The organism is Streptosporangium nondiastaticum, from assembly GCF_003011965.1.
GTDB lineage: Bacteria > Actinomycetota > Actinomycetes > Streptomycetales > Streptomycetaceae > Streptomyces > Streptomyces nondiastaticus.
In genome coordinates, this window is the sequence record NZ_PXWG01000001.1 from 366,076 (window position 1) to 382,694 (window position 16,619).

The window sequence follows — 16,619 nt, forward strand, 5'->3', positions numbered from 1 at the left end:
GGGTCCTGTGTGACCACGGCCTCTTTATGGTACCGCCGTACCATCATGATGGTACGGTCGTACCACGAAAAGATGATCGCTTCCGAGGAGGCCACCCGTGCCCCAGACCACGACCCCCGAGAAGACCCGGGCCCGCCCCGACGTCGGCCGCTACGTCAATGAAGCCCTGCGGGACCGCTACTTCGCGGCATGCGACGCCGTCTACGCCTTGGGAGCCACAGCCGTCGCGGAGACGGACGTAGAAACCTCCTTCGGGGCGACGCACGTCTACCGCTACGGCCCCGACGACCCGGCCGCCGCCTCCCGCACCCCGGTCGTCCTCGTGCACGGCGCCGGCAGCTGCTCCGCGATGTGGTACCCGAACACCCCCGCGCTCAGCGCCGAACGGCCCGTCTACGCGATCGACACCCCGGGCGACCCCGGCCGCAGCGTGCAGCGCGAACCCCTGCACCGTCCCGAGGACGCCGCGCGGTGGCTGGAGGAGACGCTCGCCGGGCTCGGGCTCGACCGCGTCCACCTCGTCGGCTCCTCCTACGGCGGATGGCTCGCCCTGAACCAGGCCCACCGCGGGTCCGGCCGGCTCGCCTCCGTCACCCTGCTCGACCCCGGCGGCCTGGAGAAGGTGGGGTTGCGCTTCTTCGTCTGGATCTTCGTCAGCCTCTTCGCGACCTTCGCCCCCAAGGGCCTGCGCCCGCGGCTGGCGCGCTGGCTGGAGCAGCCGGTCCTCATCGAGCCGGAGCTGCGCGCGATGGTCAGGGCGGGGGTCCGCGCTTATCGCATCCGACGCCCGGCTCCGCTGCCCCTGTCCGAGGAGGAGTTGGTCACCATCCGCACCCCGCTCTACCTGGTGCTCGGCAGGCGCAGCCTCCTCGTGCACCCGAAGCGGCAGGTGGAGCGCGTTCCGCGCCTGATACCGGGGGCCCGCGCCGAAATCGTCTCGGACACGGGCCACGGGCCCCAGATCGACCACGCGGAGGAGATCAACCGCCGGATGCTCCGCTTCATGGACTCCGCCGACTGACACACGTACACAAGTACGCACGCCGACACGCACACACACGCAATCTGACGGCGGCCGGCCACGTCCCATCGAGCCGGAATCCCGGGCCGGAGGGCCAGGACCGCGGCCGGCCGCCGAAGCCGCCCCGGCCGGCAGTGCACGACAAGCACGTTGGACATCAACCGCTGCCCTGAGCCGACCGGTTCGTTCAGCGCATCGAAGAGCGGCGGCCTGATCGCCGTCGGGTGGTGGACGCGGCCGCTGATCGACGGCTCGCACCGGCAGGCGCTTCGGGGCGGCCCCAAAACGGGGCCGAGCCCCGGTCGACCGTGCCAGACCCGGGCTCGAAACACCATGTGATCACCGACGCGCACGGCACCCCGCTGGCCATCATGCTCACCGGCGGTAATCGGCACGACGTCACTCAGCTGCTGCCCCTGCTCGACGCGGTTCCGCATATCAAGGGCCGCACCGGCAGGCCCCGCCACCGTCCGCGACAGCTGTTCGCCGACCGCGGCTACGACTGCCGTTGGCAGAAGGTTCTTGACCACAGTGCGGCAGTGCCGCAGGTTGGATGAGAGTCCCGCAGGTGTGTGGAGAGTTCCAGCACCGGGCGGCCGAGCGTGAGGCACGGCGGATTGTGTGTGCCCGATGTGGCCAGGGACGTGGGGTCGGCGGTCGTGGTGGTCCACGTGCGTGCGGGTCCCGGCTGCTGGGCCGGTCCGGTGATGGCGCGGCACCGATGACAGGTGCCGGGGCACGGCCGCCTGCCATCGGAGACGGGGCCCGAGGTCGGGCCCGCCGAGCCGGTGCTGTTCCGAGCACTGCCGCCCGGCCGGTGTGTCATCGGCCTGGTCCGCGCAGTGGGCGTAGCGAAGTGCAGGCCCCACGTAACCTCTTCCTATGCCAGCTTCCCACCTGCATCGTGTCGCCGTCCTTGTGCTTGAGGGGGCCAAGCCGCTCGATGTCGGCATCCCTGCGCAGGTTTTCACGACGCGCGCGAGCATGCCGTACGAGGTGCGGGTGTGCGGGGCGGCCCCCGGTCTCGTGGCCGGCGGTGATGGCCTGTCGTATGACGTCGCCCACGGTCTCGACGCGCTTGCATGGGCCGACATCATCTTCGTCCCCGGCTACCGGTTCCCGGACCGCGACGACCCGCCGCAGGCCGTAGTCGAGGCATTGATCGCCGCCCACGACCGGGGCGCGCGGCTCGCCGCCATCTCGACGGGCGCCTTCGCGCTCGCCGCCACGGGCCTGCTCGACGGCAGGCGCGCCACGACGCACTGGCACTACACGCGGGCACTCGTGGCCAGGCATCCGCGCATCCAGGTCGACGAGAACGTGCTGTTCGTCGACGAGGGCAGCGTACTCACCTCGGCCGGCGCCGCCTCCGGCATCGACCTGTGCCTGCACATCCTGCGCGGCGACCTCGGAGTGGCCGCGTCCAACCACGCGGCCCGCCGCCTGGTCGCGGCCCCCTACCGCAGCGGCGGTCAGGCCCAGTACGTGCCGCGCAGCGTCCCCGAGCCGCTCGGCGAGCACTTCGCCACCACCCGCGAGTGGGCGCTGCACCGGCTTGCCGAGCCTCTCACCCTCGACATACTGGCGCGGCAGGCCGGGGTCTCGCCGCGCACGTTCTCCCGGCGCTTCGTCGAAGAGACCGGCTGCACGCCGATGCAGTGGGTGATGCGCGCCCGCATCGACCTGGCCCGCGAACTGCTCGAGCGCTCGCAGCGCAGCGTCGAACAGATCGCCGCCGACACCGGGCTCGGCACCGGCGCGAACCTGCGCCTGCACTTCCAGCGCATCCTCGGCACCACACCGAGCGAGTACCGGCGCACCTTCACCCGGGGCGAATAGCCCCGCCGCCCGGACACCGCATGGCGGGATCCTTTTGAACCCTGGCGATCCCGCCACTGTCAGCGGCGCGAGCCGCGAACGAGCATGGTGGCGAAGAGGAAGGAACATCACCCATGACTCGCATCGCCATCAACGGATTCGGCCGCATCGGACGCAACGTGCTGCGCGCACTGCTGGAGCGCGACAGCGGCCTCGAGATCGTCGCCGTCAACGACCTCACCGAGCCCGCCACTCTCGCCCGGCTTCTCGCCTACGACAGCACCGCCGGCCGGCTCGGGCGCCCGGTGACCGTCGACGGGGACGCCCTCGTCGTCGACGGTCACCGGATCACGGTGCTGGCCGAGCGCGAACCGGCGCAGCTGCCGTGGGCCGAACTCGGCGTCGACATCGTCCTGGAAGCCACCGGCCGCTTCACCTCGGCCGAAGCCGCCCGTGCCCACCTCGATGCGGGCGCGCGCAAGGTACTGGTCAGCGCGCCGTCGGACGGCGCTGACGTCACGCTCGCGTTCGGGGTCAACACCGACGCCTACGACCCGGCCGTGCACACGATCGTCTCGAACGCCTCCTGCACCACCAACGCGCTCGCGCCGCTGGCCAAGGTGCTCGACGAACTCGCCGGCATCGAGCACGGCTTCATGACGACAGTGCACGCCTACACACAGGAGCAGAACCTGCAGGACGGCCCGCACCGCGACCCGCGCCGCGCCCGGGCCGCCGGCGTGAACATCGTGCCGACCACGACCGGCGCCGCCAAGGCGATCGGCCTGGTGCTGCCGAACCTCGACGGCAAGCTGTCGGGCGACTCGATCCGCGTCCCCGTGCCGGTCGGCTCGATCGTCGAACTCAACACCACCGTCGCCCGCGACGTGACGCGCGACGACGTGCTGGCGGCCTACCGCGCGGCAGCCGAGGGGCCGCTCGCAGGCATCCTGGAGTACTCGGACGACCCGCTCGTATCGTCCGACATCACGGGCAATCCCGCCTCGTCGATCTTCGACTCGGCCCTCACCCGCGTCGACGGCCGCCACATCAAGGTGGTCGCCTGGTACGACAACGAGTGGGGCTTCTCGAACCGCGTGATCGACACGCTCGAACTCCTCGCCGCCCGCTGACCGCACGCCGAGGGCTGCCCCGCCTCCGGCGACCGCACCGACCAGAACTTCCTTTGGGCGCTCTGGCTGAATCGCCGCCGCGTTCCACCGACTCGAAACCTTGCCCCGCCCGGCCGGCCTTCACGACTCCACGACGAGTGAGACGTGCAACTGCCTGGCGGCACAGCGGACTCCCCGGCCGGGGCCCGCGGGGTACCCGCCGCCGCGGCACCTCGTCCACGCCCTCCGGCAGGGGCCCAGGGGTGTCATCGGGGGTCACATGTGCGGTGACGGCCCGGGGGAGGAGGGGTGCTCTGTGAGTTGCTCTACGGGGTGCCCAGGGACTGCGCCGGCGGCGTCTGTGCAGCGTTCTGACCCGGGCGTCCAAGAGGTGGCCGGGCCGGGTGCGGAGCCGTCCGGCTCCGCACCCGGGGCACTACCAAGAATCGCTGATGCTCCTGCCCCCGGTGCTGCGACGACTGGCGTCCCGAAGCCTGATAACCCGTCTTCGGTGCCCGACGAAGGCTGGGCCGATTCGAGTGGCTGTCCGTACGGCACGTGAATGTGCAGGTGGGTTCGGCTCCTGATAGGCCCGGATTGGTCGTCAACCGCGCGGCCCCGTGTTCCTTCTGCCCCCTGCCCGCCACGTCCCGAGCAACCGTGAGCACCTACAGAAGCAGCGCCTCGCCCCCCTCGCCGAGGTCCACGAGCGACGGCGTGTGCCCGCTTCGGCACGACCACGATGTGCACCGGGTACGAAGGCCGAGTGTGCTCGAAGACCGGCTCCACATCGGTCTCCGCCACCACCATCACGGCAGCGGCACGGCCGGCCTCGTCCGGGGCCTGCTCATCCTCCGGGCTGCTGTATCCGCAGTTCGCTTACGTCCACGTCGGCCTGATCGTCGAGCACACCTGGTTCGATCCCGCTGCCTGCGGAGGCTCACCGCGCCTGGGGCGAAGCCGGCCGCTGCCTGCGCCTCTGCTTCCGCAAACGCCCCCTCACCGCGCCCGCCGAGCGGCGGGCTTCTGCCGGTGTGAATATAGGGTGCCTTCGTGTTCCTTCTCCGTACCCGCATCGCTTGCGCTGCCATGGTCCTTTCCACATTCTTTATCGCGGCCTGTTCTGCCACGGGAACGGACCAGGGCGACGACCCGCAGGAAACCACGCATCCCACCGCCGAGGGCCCGGACGCCGATGCCCCGGCGAACGTGCGACGACCGAGCCCGGACGCCGTCTTCGACTACCAGCTCGGCGGCGCATACCCGCCTGCCGGCAAGGTGCGGGCTGTCTCCCGTGACCGTGAGGCCAAGCCCGCCGACGGGCTTTACAACATTTGCTACGTCAACGCCTTCCAGACGCAACCGGGCGAAGCCATCGGCTGGTGGAAGAAGGAGCATCCGGACCTGCTCCTGAAGAACGATGACGGCCATCTGATCGTCGACAAGGACTGGGACGAACCTCTCCTGGACATCTCGACCCCGGCCAAGCGCGAGGCGCTGATGAACATCATCGGCCCATGGATCGACGGCTGCGCCGCGGCGCATTACGACGCGGTGGAACCGGACAACCTCGACTCCTACGAGCGCTCCGAGGGCAAGCTCACCTCTCAGCACGCGATCGCCTTCGCCCGCCTCCTGGCCGCCCGCGCGCACAAGCAGAACCTGGCCATCGCCCAGAAGAACACCACCGACCTGCTTCCCCAGCACACGCGCATCGGTTTCGACTTCGCCGTCGTCGAAGAATGCGCACGGTACAAGGAATGCCTCGAATTCAGCCGCGCCTACGGTGGCAGGGTCTTCGACATCGAGTACGGGAGGAAGGACTTCACCGCTGCTTGCCAGGCGTGGGGGAAGGAGCTGTCCATCACCCTGCGCGATCGGGAGGTCAGCCCTGCCGGTAAGCGCGGCTACGTGTACGAGTCCTGCTGAACGCCTTCCGATGCGGTGCACGGGGTACGCCGCCCCCGGTCATGCACTGAGCCCCCCGGTCCCCGAATGACCAGCCGGCCGAGCCGCTCTCGTACCCGGGCTCGGTCCCGGCGTGCCAGGGGGCCGGCACGGAGGATTGCAACACAGGCTCCAGCGGGCTCCTTGACCGCGGCTTGGCGATGGCACCAGGCCTGGGCTGTCCCGATCGGTGGTGGGAATAACGCCCGGCACGGTTTCCTGCTCGGAGAACGTTGCGGTGGCTGAGCTCGCGCTGGTTGGTGTGAACGGCTACGAGCGGGTCCGGCTGGGGTGGGCGGGGAGCGGGCCGGTATGTGGTGACGGCGTGGCGTCAGGCGGGCCGGCCGGCGTCGTCGAAGTCGGTGGAGGCTGACAGTTCGGCCCATGCCTGCATGTTGCGCTCGAAGGCGTCGCGTCCGGCCTGGACGAGCCGGAGTGCGTCGGTGCCGAGCAGCAGGCGCGCGTGGGCGGCTGGTGGGCCGCCACGATGTGCAGCACCGCGGCTGCGGTCTTGTCCGGGTCGCCCGGCTGGGTTCCTCGGCCGTGGATGCGCCGGGCGCGCAGCGGCTCGAACAGTTCGTCGTAGTCGGCGATCACGCGGGGTGTGCGGGTCATCGAGCGGCCGGACCAGTCGGTGCGGAAGCTGCCCGGTTCGACGGCGGTGACATGGATGCCGAGGCCGGCGACCTCTTTGCCGAGTGTTTCGAGGATGCCCTCCACGGCGAACTTGCTGCCGTGGTAGAAGCTGAGGCCCGGCATGGTGACCAGCCCGCCCGTTGCTACCGGCAGGGCCTCACTCGTTGACCAGCCAGACCGCGGCAGCCCTCAGCGGCGCTCAGACACCAACGGACGACGCCTTACTGGCACCCGGCCCCAGGTGCCCGCTGGGGACGCTGGCCGGTGGATGTCTGTGCCGCCCCGCGAGACGACCCCGCAGCGGCAGCGCCACACCCGCGCTTCTTGAGGGCTCCGGGGTCTGGCACTCGCGAGGGTTTCGCCGCGGTCGGCATGACACTCCCTCTGCCATCACAAGCGGATGAGTCATCCGGTTGTGCTACCGTCGCCAAACGGATGATCTATCCGTATCACCGGGGTGGAGGAACGTATGGGGAAGACAGCTGTGGTCACAGCCGGGACCGCCGGCATCGGCTTGGAGACGGCTCTGGGACTGGCTGCCGCCGGATTCTCGGTCACTGTGGTCGGGCGCAGTGCCGACCGGGGCGCCCGGGCGGTCGACCGGATCAACGCAGTGAACCCGGCGCGCCCTGGCCGGTTCCTGCCCGCGGACCTCGGCTCGCTCGACGGCGTGCGCGCGCTCGCCGGCCGGATAGCTGCCGACCATGCCGCATCCGGCGAACCGCTGACCGTGCTGGTGAACAACGTCGGGGCGATGTTCGCGGACCGGCAGGAGCTGGACGGCGTGGAGGCGTCGTTCGTCGTCAACCACCTTTCGCCGTACCTGCTGACGGAACTGCTGCTGCCCACGCTCACAGCCGGTGCGCCGAGCAGGATCGTGAACGTGACCTCGGGTGCGGTCGGTGTCGCCAAGCGGGTGTTCGACGCCGTCGAGCCGCCCGGCGGCTACTACGGCTTCCACTGGTACGGCCGCGCCAAGCTCGCGAACCTCGCCTACACACTCGACCTGGCGTCGCGGCTCGACGGCACGGGCGTCTCGGTCTTCGCCGCCGACCCCGGAGGGGCCGCGACCGACATGACCAATGGCACCCTGACCGACCCGAAGATCGTCTCACCGGCCCTGCGGCTGCTGTGGCCGCTGGTGCGCCGCAAGTTCGAGCGCTCCACCGCGGGCCCGGCGTCCGAGGCCGCAAAGCCCTCCATCATCGCCGCCACCGACGAGTCCCTGGCGGGCCGGACCGGCATCGTCATCGACGCCATGGCGCGTCCGGCGGCGCCATTGCGTACGGCCGCCGACCCCCTCGTCGCCGATGCCGTGCGCCGACTCAGCCGGCAGTACGCGCCCCTCGTGGCGCCCTGACCCGTCAGGCCCGCCTGACACGGGCGGCGGGGTCATCCGGATGAGCTATCCGATTAGCATGTCCCCATGACGACACCCCTGCGCAAGGACGCGGCCCGCAACTGGGACCGGATCGTGGCCGTCGCCCGCGAGCTGGTCGACCAGGGCACGCCGTTGCAGCTCAACGACGTCGCCCGCCGCACCGGACTCGGAGTCGGCACCGTCTACCGCCACTTCGCCACGCCCGAGGCGCTCCTGGAGGCCGTCGCCACCCCCCGCCTGGAGGCCCTGACCGCCCACGGCAGGCAGGCGCTGGCCGACACCGACGCCTGGCGGGCGCTGGAGAGCTTCCTGACCCGCACCGTCGAGGCGCAGGTCACCGACGCCTCCCTGGCGCCGGTCGCCGCCGCTTCCGTCGACGCCCTGCCGCGCACCACGGAACTCAAGGAGTCCCTGTGGTCGACCGGAACCACGCTCCTCGAGCGGGCCCGCGCGGCCGGGGCGGTCCGTCCCGACCTGGCCGCAGCCGACCTGGTTCCGCTCATGTGCGGCATCGCCTACGCCGTAGACGTACACGGCAGCGCTCCCGCAGACCGGATCGACACCGCGCACCGCTACCTGGCCGCACTGCTCGGCGGCCTGCGCGCCACACCCACGACGGTGTGAGATCTCCCCTCTGCCGCAGCCCGGGGCGATCCTTGCACCCGGCAGCGACGCCGGGCACCTCCGGCGCACGCCCACGACCGCCATTCCCCTGGGGAATCGTGACTGCAGAGGTGGGGGAATTCCGTGACACGGAACCGGTTGAAGGTGGGGAATTACGTGACCGCTCGCAGAAGGCGGTTGACGGTGCGGGTGCGGTCGGCGACCAGGTCGACGCGTCGCCCGGTGAGGACCTTGAGATCGGTGACGGTCTCGTCACCCGGGCGTAAGAGCTGTAGATCACGACGGACGCGGACCTGGTCGGCGATGACGGCGGCGTTTTGGCGTCGGTTTTGCCCTCGCCGCGGTAGCTCTCGGAGGCGCGGTTGACGGCCCGACCCGAGATGGAGTGCACCGCCTGGTCATGATTGAGGAGAAGGGTGATGGCCAGGGCCGCTCCGCCGTCGGCCAGGCAAAGCATTTCCAGCCACACTCGGCACCCCTGGGCGGGTCAACCATGCGAAGGACTCACCACGTCCCGCAGAACAATGTAGGGAGCGCTTCGCCCTCGGGATCGTGTTTGATCTCGAGGGCGAAACGCTCAGTAAACCCGGATTGGGCAGGTCGCGGGTCTCTGGCGGCAGCCGACCGCGCCAGCCTTGTCAGCCGATGGGCCAGCAGTTGACGGCGTCGTAGACCCTCTCGCCGCACTGGAACCTCATGCCGTACACGCACTCGGGCATTCCGTGTGCCGCGGCCGAGTCCCATACGCCACCGCAGCAGCCCCAGCAACCGGTGGTCGGGCTGCAGCACGTGTCGCCGTCCACACACGGCCCGGGCGGAGGTGGACACCCGGCCACCACGGAGTGTACGGAGCGGTGAGCACCCTGCCGAGGCAGCCACCGCCCGGCCGTCGGCTGTCCCGTCCGCTCCCGCGGCGCGGGCTGCTGAGCCCCCCTCAGCTCCAGGACGGCCCGCAGCAAGCTCCCCAAAGCAGCGGCCTCCGGCGTATCGGAATCCTTGAGCTGCAGCCGGACCAAGTGGTGCACATGGTCGTCGCACGGGACCTGGCTGAGTGTTTCCACGCGTTCGATGAGCGTGACCGGAATCGCGGTCCAGTTCTTGCAGGCCGTACCAGGGGCGAACAGGATGGCATCCGGCTCGTCAGCGGTCTTGACCATGCCGATCAGGGGTGCGGTGAGAGTGAGGGAGTCCGATGCGAGCGCCCGGTGGAATTCTTCCCCGGTGAATGACCTGCCCATGACGTAATCCTGTCGCTATGGACGGTGACGTCCGGATTCATTCCCCTTGCACGCCTTGATCACCCCCGGCCAGACCGGCTCGGACAGAAGGCGCTTCGTTGTTCTTTCGGCTGGGATGCTACGGCCGGGGTGCGAGGGCGTCGAGAAGATGGTGCAGGGGCAGCAGCCTCTCGTCCGGCTCGCCGGTGGCGACCGTCTCCAGGTACGCGGCTGCTATGGCGAGTACGTCCGCGAACCGGCCGGGCGCAACGTGGCGTAGGCCGGTCCGCAGCGATGCGGCGGATGGTCCGACGCGGGCGATGCCCTTGGCGAGCATGCGTTCGTCCGGGGTCGGTGCCCAGGTTCCGGCAGTGTGGTCCGCCAGGAGGCCGGCGGCGGCACTGGCAGCGTCCTCGGCGGTCGGGCAACTGGTCATGCTCTGTCCAACGACCGAGCCCGCGGCCGGAAGCGGGCGGGAGGACAGACCCGTGATGGTCCCGCCCTGGTCCGCTTACCCCTGGCAGGGGAGAAGGGCGTGCCGTCCCCCGGGGAGCCTAGACCGGGATGTGGCTCCGGCCGCACTGCCTACCAGCTGGGCCCCGGCGTCACGGTCGCAGGCATCCGGAGACTGAAGCCCGACGATGTGCAGCAGCGTGAAACGGCTTGTCGGATGCTCTCTATCCCGGTGCCGCCGTCGGCTCCGCGGTCGCGTAGATGTCCCGGAGCCGCGCGGCCAGGGCTTCGTATGCCGTGTTCGCCTTCTTACTCACCATGGTGAAGTCGACGGGTTCGTCGAGGGAGACGGCCGACACTGCCAGGGTGATGGCTTCTTCTGCTGCGTCGGCCAGCGCCCGGACGTTGTCCGCGAGGATGAAGCCGATCTGGGAGCGCGAGGCATCGAGAGCCGCGTCCGACGCGTCGAACGCGTCCGTCATGGGTTGCCGGAAGCTCTCCAGCAGCGCGGAGGGATCAGCTTGCCTGCGCGACCTGTACAGGGTCCGGGCGGAGTTGAACGCAAGCAGGGCCGCCATCGCATTCCGCAGAAGGGTGTTCACTTCTACCAGGTGAGTCAGCTCGAACATCTCACGGCGCTCGGCGATCACCTTGTGCCGGTCGGCCCTCCTGGCCAGTGCCTCACGTCTGAACTGGGACCGGTTGTTGAAGATTCCCGAGGCCAGGACCGTGGCCTGGCCGAGCAGCATGGATGAGACGACCCAGAACCAGTTCCAGCCCCCCGAAGCCATACCCCCAGTTTAAGGACGTCGGGGCAAGCACGGGGCCGAAGACGATGCTTCGCATGGGCAGGAGTAAGGACGAACGCCCGGTGGCTGGCACCATCCGTCCCTGACTGCCGGGGGGCCGGGTTCCTGTGGTCCAGGCTGCTGGAGGGCTGGGCGGGGCGGGTCAGTGGTGGTGGACGGTTCCGAGAGGGGACCCAGGTACCTGCGGGTGCGCCGGTGCAGGTGACTTGGCCGTCGGCGAAGGTGCTCCACCTGGATACCAGGATTGACTTGTCCAAAGGCAGGACGCGATGAGTCCCTGGCGGCCCGGATGGGCGCGAGGATGGACCTTCCGCCCCACGGCATGCTCCGGCTGACCGACGGTCGGTGGTCCGCCGGGCGGCCGTCCCGCACAGCGATCGCGGCCTGCGCGGAGAGCGGCATGTTGGAGATCAGCTGTGTCGTCGACCACCGGCCGCCCTCGCCCTGGCGCCGCCACTCGTGAAAGTAGCCCCCGGGATTCACTCCACCTCCGGTCGGCAGCCCCGGGCACCGGTACAAGTGCCACTGCTACTCCAAGCCGGTCACAGTCGTCGTTCTCGCCTCGATCGAGGAGGAGCGCAAGTTCGCCGTCCGAGGGGGCCGGCAACGCCGACACCCGGCGAGCGCACCGGCCGTGGTGCCGTATCCGCCGTCTTACGCCGCTCCGTCACGAGAAGGGGAGTGGTACAGGACTGGAGAGACTTCCGCGCCGGTAGCCGTAGAGGTAACCCGCACGGTGACCCCTACGCAGTGTCCAGTCGCAGCCGCGACTGGACCCTGCTGCATGCCCTTGAACGGCGAATCGGCGCCCTACTCTGTATGGCCGGGCGGGGCGCCTCTGTGCATCAGGGGGCGAATATCTGCTGGATGGAGGGGAGGGGAGGGGCGCGGCAAGCTCACAGAGGTCAGCACGCCTGTGAGTTCGTTGGCACGGGCCTCGTGGCTCGGCAGGCCGGCCGTGGGTTAGCCGCGCCGCGGCCTGTTCCGCCGACGGGACTGATCAAGGCAAGCCGAAGATGCCCCTGGGCAAGTTGTCCACCGTGGCGGCTTGCCCAGGCGGCCAGCCCCGACTGCGCCAGGGCGTGGTTGGTCGGCACCCACGTCCTGCTGCAGCCTGTCCTGCCGAGGGCTGTTGTCAGTGCCTACCCATGGTCACTGTCCCGGTGGGGAGTCGTGACTACAAGAGTGGGGAATGGCGTGACCGTCGACAGCTCTCTGTAATCAGTGTGACGCTCAGTCAGGGGTAGTGGGGCGGGGCCGGGGTCTTCGCCGACCAGGAGGGCGGCGAGGACACAAGAGCCTGCGCCGCCCAGCTGCTGGACGACATTCTCGGTCCCCATTGACCGCAAGCTCCAGACGTGGGTGACGGCCGGAGACCCAGGCCGGTGGCAGCCGTGCGGTGAGCAGTGGGACGCGGTGGCCATCACCCTGCTCACCCTGGGCCTGCACGCACTGGACCAGATGCAGCTGGCGGCATAACGGCCGGGATCCCCGCATCCGTCCTCGCCCCCGACGGCCTGCGCACCGCCACCGGCTACCGCGTGAGCCATGCTGACGGGACGATCCGTGTGGAATGGGTCGGGCCGCCCGGCAGCAAGGCCATCTACGGGCTTGGTACTGGTGAGCTCGCTTAATCATCTGTCGCCAGTTGTCCGTGGAGCCCAGCCTGCTGGTGACCGTGTGTGATTGCCGGGAGCGTATCGGCTCCAGGTTCCTCCGGCCTCGGCTTGGTGGTCGGGGAGCGCGCCGTTCCAGACCACCGCAGCCGCTGCGGCGCCACCTGAACGGGGTGCTCCGCCAGCATCTCCAGCGCCAGCTGGGCTGCGGGCGTCGACGCCGGCCTCGCGGCCCGCCGCGGCTGGGCTGCGGCCGCAACGCCTTCGAGTCTGTTGACGGGGTTGCGGGCGAGGAAGTCCAGGCAGACGGCGACGGCCTTCCACCATGCCCCACGGCCCCGGCGATCGAGCTCGGCGAACAGCCTGTGCCCGTACCCGTTATCTGGGGTTACTTGAAGGCGTCAGGCATGCTGGCCACATTGGCCCCAGTGCACGTGCCTCGTGGATGTCCAGGGGTTGTTCTGGCACATTCGGCAAATGAGCCGGGGTCACTGATAGGAGTTGACCAGACGCTCAGCGCGTCACCTCGTCCAGCGTCAGTTCTCCTGCGGTGCTCCAGCGCCTTCTGGTCATCTCCCGGCCGTTGTCGTCGAACACGACCAGTTCGGCCAGCTGACCGTTGGCGTGCCAGTACCGCCACTCACCCACCGGGCTGCCCAGCCTCGTGACCCCATCGGCCCGCTTGGTTCCGTCTGGCCACCACTCCTGCTGCCGTCCGTGTTCGACGCCCTGGAAGTAGGTGGAGAGCAGCTCGATCTGCCCGGTGTCCGTGCGTTCCTCGACTTCGCCGGTCAAGAGCCCACCCTCGTGGCAGGTGCGCCCGTACTCGTCCAGGAAGGTCCGGTCACCGGTGACGCGCAGCGTTCGCGCCGTCGTGGCGGCCGCGGCCGGTTCCTCAGACGGCTCGGTATCAGGGGGCCCAGCGGGCCCGGAGCCCCGCGCGCTCGCGCGGCGGCCTTCCTGCCGGTCCTTGAACTTGCGCTGGATCTCTGCATGCCAGCGCGCGGCGTTGCTTCCGTCCAGTTGTCCGGCGAACGCCGCGCGAGCGGCGTCGACGAGGTCGAGACTGACCTCCGGATAGTGTGCTGCGATCTCCCACAAAGCGTCGTCCGTGTCCATGTCGAGCCCGGTGCAGCTCCGGATTCCCTGACCGCTCAGCACCTCTCCCAGTACAGCGACGAAGGTCTTCTTCAACTGATCGTCGGTCGGCCAACCACCGAGCATCGCTTTCATCCCCACGTAGCGAACGGTCCATGCCGGCTTCAAGTCTCCCCGGCCTTCTGGCTCGGAGCCGGCGTGACGTTTCCCCGGCTGCGTGCCCAACGTGCCTTAACGATGCCCAAGGCGCTGAACTGCGTCAATGGCCGACTATCCCAGATATCCAGCGACATCGATCTGCTCCACCGCGCCGTTGACGGCGCCCTGCAGCAGGTCCACCACCGGCAACTGAGCCAGCAGCTCCTGGTCGGGATCCACCAGGGCCCACCGGTATGCGCCAAAGGGGTTGGGCAGATCGGCACTTATACCCGTGACTGTGCGGTGGCCGGGCCACCCGGCGGGCGCGCCGCGCACGCCCATTCCCTCGTACGGGCAACGGGGCTCCGACTATGCCGTCCTCCACCCCGGCGCTCCCGTCACAGTCACGCTGGTGACGGCGCCCAGTTCTCCGGTCCACCGCCTCGCCAGTCGAAGAGGGACTCGTCGGTGAGATCCACGTCGGCGGCGTTTGACAGATCCGTTAGTGATCACTGTGTGAATGGTGTGCTGGCCTGAGGATCTAGCGATCGTTTCAGGATTCTCTCCTGCGGTGTGGTGTGTATCTGATCTGGGGCTTCCGTGGAGGTCCGCAAGCCGGGGAGGTTCTGAGGTGCATGTTCAGTGATCGTCTCGGAATGTAGTGATCAGTGCGGGATTCCTTTGTTGCTGCGTGGTCCGGGTGGATTGGTCAGTGCTGGGCGGAGCGGTCTGGAAGGTCGTGGCCGAGGGGCGGCGGCAGGGCCAGGCGCGTGGCCTTCCGGGTCGCTGGCAGAGCGGGGCACGGACCAGATGCCGCATCAGCGGAGCCCGCCCCGGAGAAATGATCAAGGTGTATATCGGGTCCGGGTCCGGTGGCGGTGTTGTCTGCGGCGAAGGAGCCAGGGGAGGCGAAGGACAGCAACATGGGGGTGGAGGGGGCTTCGGGCCTGCTTCCGGCGGTGGCGTAGGGGGGTGCTACGACGGTGGAGCTGCCCCGGCTCCTGCGTGGCTCAGCCTTTACGCAGGCGCAGGCTCAGCCTTTTCCGCGGGCGCAGGCACAGGGAGGCGATGGCGGTGGGGGCGGATCCACCACCACCGCCAATGTGCCTGGCGGAGCCGACGGAGGACACGATTCGTCGCGTGGCAGGTGTGGTGCGGACCCGTTGAGCGGGTTGACCGGCACCACTCTGGAGCGGAGTGCCGGAATTTCGGTAGCAGGGGCGCGCCGGGTGGTGATGCCTGTGGTGGCGGGGCAAAGGATGGCTCCCACGGTGCCGGTGGGGCCGGAGGGGCGTTCACGGTGGGCCGTTGTGGTGGCGTCGCCAGCGGTGACGGCGGTGATGGCGGTAACGATATTGCCATCATCACGTGGCTGTGACTCCAAGCCGGCTGGGCATCGCGCCGGTGTTCCCGGCAGCCGCTGAGGGGGGCGTTCGGTGAAGTGTTCTTGGCCGACCTGGCCTCACCGGGTGCCTCACGGGTCGTGCCCGTGGCGTCGGCGGGGCATGGAGCGGCGGCAAGAGTCCCGGGTGGGTGGCCGTGCCCCTGAGGTCCTGTTCCGCGGGTGCGGGCCAGGACCTCAGGGGGTGGGGTGGCCGGATGCCGGGTGTGACGGCAGATCTGATTCAGCAGGCCGGTTGGCGTGGGTCCGGTGCCGGCTGCGGGGTTACTGGCCGCCGAGGTAGTCGGCCTGGGAGGCGATCTTGCCGTCCTGGAGTGTGAGGACGGTGCAGAAGGTGGTGCGGACGGGTTCGCCCTTGGGGGGCAGGGCCGGGTGCATTCCGGAGCTGGTGCCCGCGAAGTCGAACTCGATGGCGATGGCGTTCCCGTCGGCGATGACGCGCTGGATGGTCATCTTCCGGTCGGGGACGGCGCCGGCGTATTCCTTGATGTGGGCGACGAAGGCGTCGCGGCCGGTGAAGGCGAGTCCGAAGGCTGCGCAGGTGTAGGGGACGTCGTCGGTGTAGAGGGTGGCGAAGCGGTCGAAGTCCTGGTCGTTGTAGGCGCTCGCCCAGGCGTCGACGATCGCCTTGGCCTCGGTGTGGGACATGGTGGTGCTCATGAGTTCAGTCCTTCTCTGAGTGGGGGGTGACGGAGAGAGTGACACGGGTGTAGGTCGCCAGCGGTCCTATATGCCGTGTCTTCGGCTGCCTGGGTGAGTGGGCGGTGAGGGGTGCGGTGGTGCGGTCGGTGTGCCCGCCGTCCTGAGTGTCCGGGGCGGGGGGTGAGGGCCTGTGGTGGGGCCGTCACCCCCGGACCGGTCGAGCCATGCGCGCCGACAGGTGTGCCGGCGGGTGGGGTCAGCCGACGTTGACGGTGGACTTCTCGTTGACGCCGATGACGTAGCCGTCGATGTCGCGGAAGTAGAACAGGCGCACCCCGGTGTGGTCCTCGGTGAGTGGCTTGATGATCTCGGCGTGCTGGGCGATGTGGTCGTAGACCTCTTCGAGGCCGTCCACGCCCAGGTAGTGCATGCCGGCGAAGCCGATGGGGGCGTCCGCGAGGACGGGCAGCCAGTTCTTGAGGTCGTCGTTGCTGTAGAGCATCGTGCAGAACTCGCCCTGGTAGAAGAGCATGTGGATGTCGTCGCCGGGCTTGGCGGTGCTGGAGTCCACGTCGAAGCCGAGCTTCTTGTAGAACGCGATGCTGGCCGCGGTGTCCTTGACGCTGAAGCAGGGTGCGAAACCCATGGTGATTCTCCTGTTGGTGCGTGCCCCTCCGGCGGAGGGACAGGGTGGGGGAATGAGGG

General features: G+C 69.3%; 13 protein-coding genes and 2 pseudogenes. 7 read left to right on the forward strand and 8 right to left on the reverse strand.

Translation table 11 applies throughout. The features are described 5' to 3' along the window. Window positions 1–97 precede the first annotated feature (97 nt). The 5 genes and pseudogenes from B7P34_RS01635 to B7P34_RS01660 all read left to right on the forward strand — a co-directional run bounded on the left by B7P34_RS01635 (window position 98) and on the right by B7P34_RS01660 (window position 5,880). A complete protein-coding gene (locus tag B7P34_RS01635) occupies window positions 98–1,021 on the forward strand; it encodes an alpha/beta fold hydrolase (protein ID WP_106673916.1) in 924 nt (307 codons plus the stop codon). 234 nt (window positions 1,022–1,255) lie between these two features. Next, a pseudogene (locus B7P34_RS01640) lies at window positions 1,256–1,524 on the forward strand (transposase); the annotation flags it as partial. Between the two features lie 379 nt (window positions 1,525–1,903). After that, complete coding sequence (locus B7P34_RS01645; RefSeq protein WP_106673917.1) at window positions 1,904–2,860, forward strand: GlxA family transcriptional regulator; 957 nt, start codon at window positions 1,904–1,906, stop codon at window positions 2,858–2,860. A gap of 113 nt (window positions 2,861–2,973) precedes the next feature. Further along, window positions 2,974–3,972 (forward strand): type I glyceraldehyde-3-phosphate dehydrogenase, encoded by a 999-nt coding sequence (gap, locus tag B7P34_RS01650; RefSeq protein WP_106673918.1) that lies wholly within the window; start codon window positions 2,974–2,976, stop codon window positions 3,970–3,972. A 1,032-nt stretch (window positions 3,973–5,004) separates the two neighbouring features. Next, a complete protein-coding gene (locus tag B7P34_RS01660; RefSeq protein WP_223267377.1) occupies window positions 5,005–5,880 on the forward strand; it encodes an endo alpha-1,4 polygalactosaminidase in 876 nt (291 codons plus the stop codon). 288 nt (window positions 5,881–6,168) lie between these two features. Here the strand turns inward: B7P34_RS01660 and B7P34_RS01665 are convergent, their stop codons facing one another. Continuing rightward, entirely contained in the window at window positions 6,169–6,720 is a 552-nt protein-coding gene (locus tag B7P34_RS01665; protein WP_435693941.1) for an SDR family NAD(P)-dependent oxidoreductase, read from the reverse strand. Window positions 6,721–7,003: 283 nt separating this feature from the next. Here B7P34_RS01665 and B7P34_RS01670 point away from each other — a divergent pair, with 283 nt between their 5' ends. Continuing rightward, on the forward strand, window positions 7,004–7,894 hold the full coding sequence (locus tag B7P34_RS01670) for an SDR family NAD(P)-dependent oxidoreductase (protein WP_106673920.1): 891 nt from the start codon (window positions 7,004–7,006) through the stop codon (window positions 7,892–7,894). 66 nt (window positions 7,895–7,960) lie between these two features. Further along, on the forward strand, window positions 7,961–8,539 hold the full coding sequence (locus B7P34_RS01675) for a TetR/AcrR family transcriptional regulator (protein ID WP_106673921.1): 579 nt from the start codon (window positions 7,961–7,963) through the stop codon (window positions 8,537–8,539). Window positions 8,540–8,718: 179 nt separating this feature from the next. On the opposite strand, the pseudogene B7P34_RS01680 reads toward B7P34_RS01675, so the two are convergent. The 7 genes and pseudogenes from B7P34_RS01680 to B7P34_RS01715 all read right to left on the reverse strand — a co-directional run. Further along, window positions 8,719–8,978, reverse strand: a pseudogene (locus B7P34_RS01680) (IS110 family transposase); the annotation flags it as partial. A gap of 917 nt (window positions 8,979–9,895) precedes the next feature. Beyond that, a complete protein-coding gene (locus tag B7P34_RS01690) occupies window positions 9,896–10,192 on the reverse strand; it encodes a hypothetical protein (protein WP_106673923.1) in 297 nt (98 codons plus the stop codon). Between the two features lie 241 nt (window positions 10,193–10,433). Beyond that, entirely contained in the window at window positions 10,434–11,000 is a 567-nt protein-coding gene (locus B7P34_RS01695; protein ID WP_146166691.1) for a hypothetical protein, read from the reverse strand. Window positions 11,001–13,147: 2,147 nt separating this feature from the next. Continuing rightward, window positions 13,148–13,873, reverse strand: a complete 726-nt coding sequence (locus B7P34_RS37125) for a toxin-antitoxin system YwqK family antitoxin (RefSeq protein WP_189382337.1) — start codon at window positions 13,871–13,873, stop codon at window positions 13,148–13,150. Window positions 13,874–14,002: 129 nt separating this feature from the next. After that, window positions 14,003–14,206 carry a hypothetical protein gene (locus B7P34_RS01705; protein WP_146166692.1) on the reverse strand — a complete coding sequence of 68 codons (204 nt, stop codon included), beginning with the start codon at window positions 14,204–14,206 and terminating at the stop codon, window positions 14,003–14,005. A 1,330-nt stretch (window positions 14,207–15,536) separates the two neighbouring features. Next, window positions 15,537–15,932, reverse strand: a complete 396-nt coding sequence (locus B7P34_RS01710; RefSeq protein ID WP_106673926.1) for a nuclear transport factor 2 family protein — start codon at window positions 15,930–15,932, stop codon at window positions 15,537–15,539. A gap of 238 nt (window positions 15,933–16,170) precedes the next feature. Then, window positions 16,171–16,560, reverse strand: a complete 390-nt coding sequence (locus tag B7P34_RS01715) for a VOC family protein (protein WP_106673927.1) — start codon at window positions 16,558–16,560, stop codon at window positions 16,171–16,173. Window positions 16,561–16,619: the final 59 nt, after the last annotated feature.

What these genes read in the sequence shown, in the direction of transcription:
- B7P34_RS01645 (WP_106673917.1), top strand. Translation starts at nt 1,904, where the DNA reads ATGCCAGCTTCCCACCTGCATCGTGTCGCCGTCCTTGTGCTTGAGGGG.
- gap (WP_106673918.1), top strand. Translation starts at nt 2,974, where the DNA reads ATGACTCGCATCGCCATCAACGGATTCGGCCGCATCGGACGCAACGTG.
- B7P34_RS01670 (WP_106673920.1), top strand. Translation starts at nt 7,004, where the DNA reads ATGGGGAAGACAGCTGTGGTCACAGCCGGGACCGCCGGCATCGGCTTG.
- B7P34_RS01675 (WP_106673921.1), top strand. Translation starts at nt 7,961, where the DNA reads ATGACGACACCCCTGCGCAAGGACGCGGCCCGCAACTGGGACCGGATC.
- B7P34_RS01690 (WP_106673923.1), bottom strand. Translation starts at nt 10,192, where the DNA reads ATGACCAGTTGCCCGACCGCCGAGGACGCTGCCAGTGCCGCCGCCGGC.
- B7P34_RS01695 (WP_146166691.1), bottom strand. Translation starts at nt 11,000, where the DNA reads ATGGCTTCGGGGGGCTGGAACTGGTTCTGGGTCGTCTCATCCATGCTG.
- B7P34_RS01710 (WP_106673926.1), bottom strand. Translation starts at nt 15,932, where the DNA reads ATGAGCACCACCATGTCCCACACCGAGGCCAAGGCGATCGTCGACGCC.
- B7P34_RS01715 (WP_106673927.1), bottom strand. Translation starts at nt 16,560, where the DNA reads ATGGGTTTCGCACCCTGCTTCAGCGTCAAGGACACCGCGGCCAGCATC.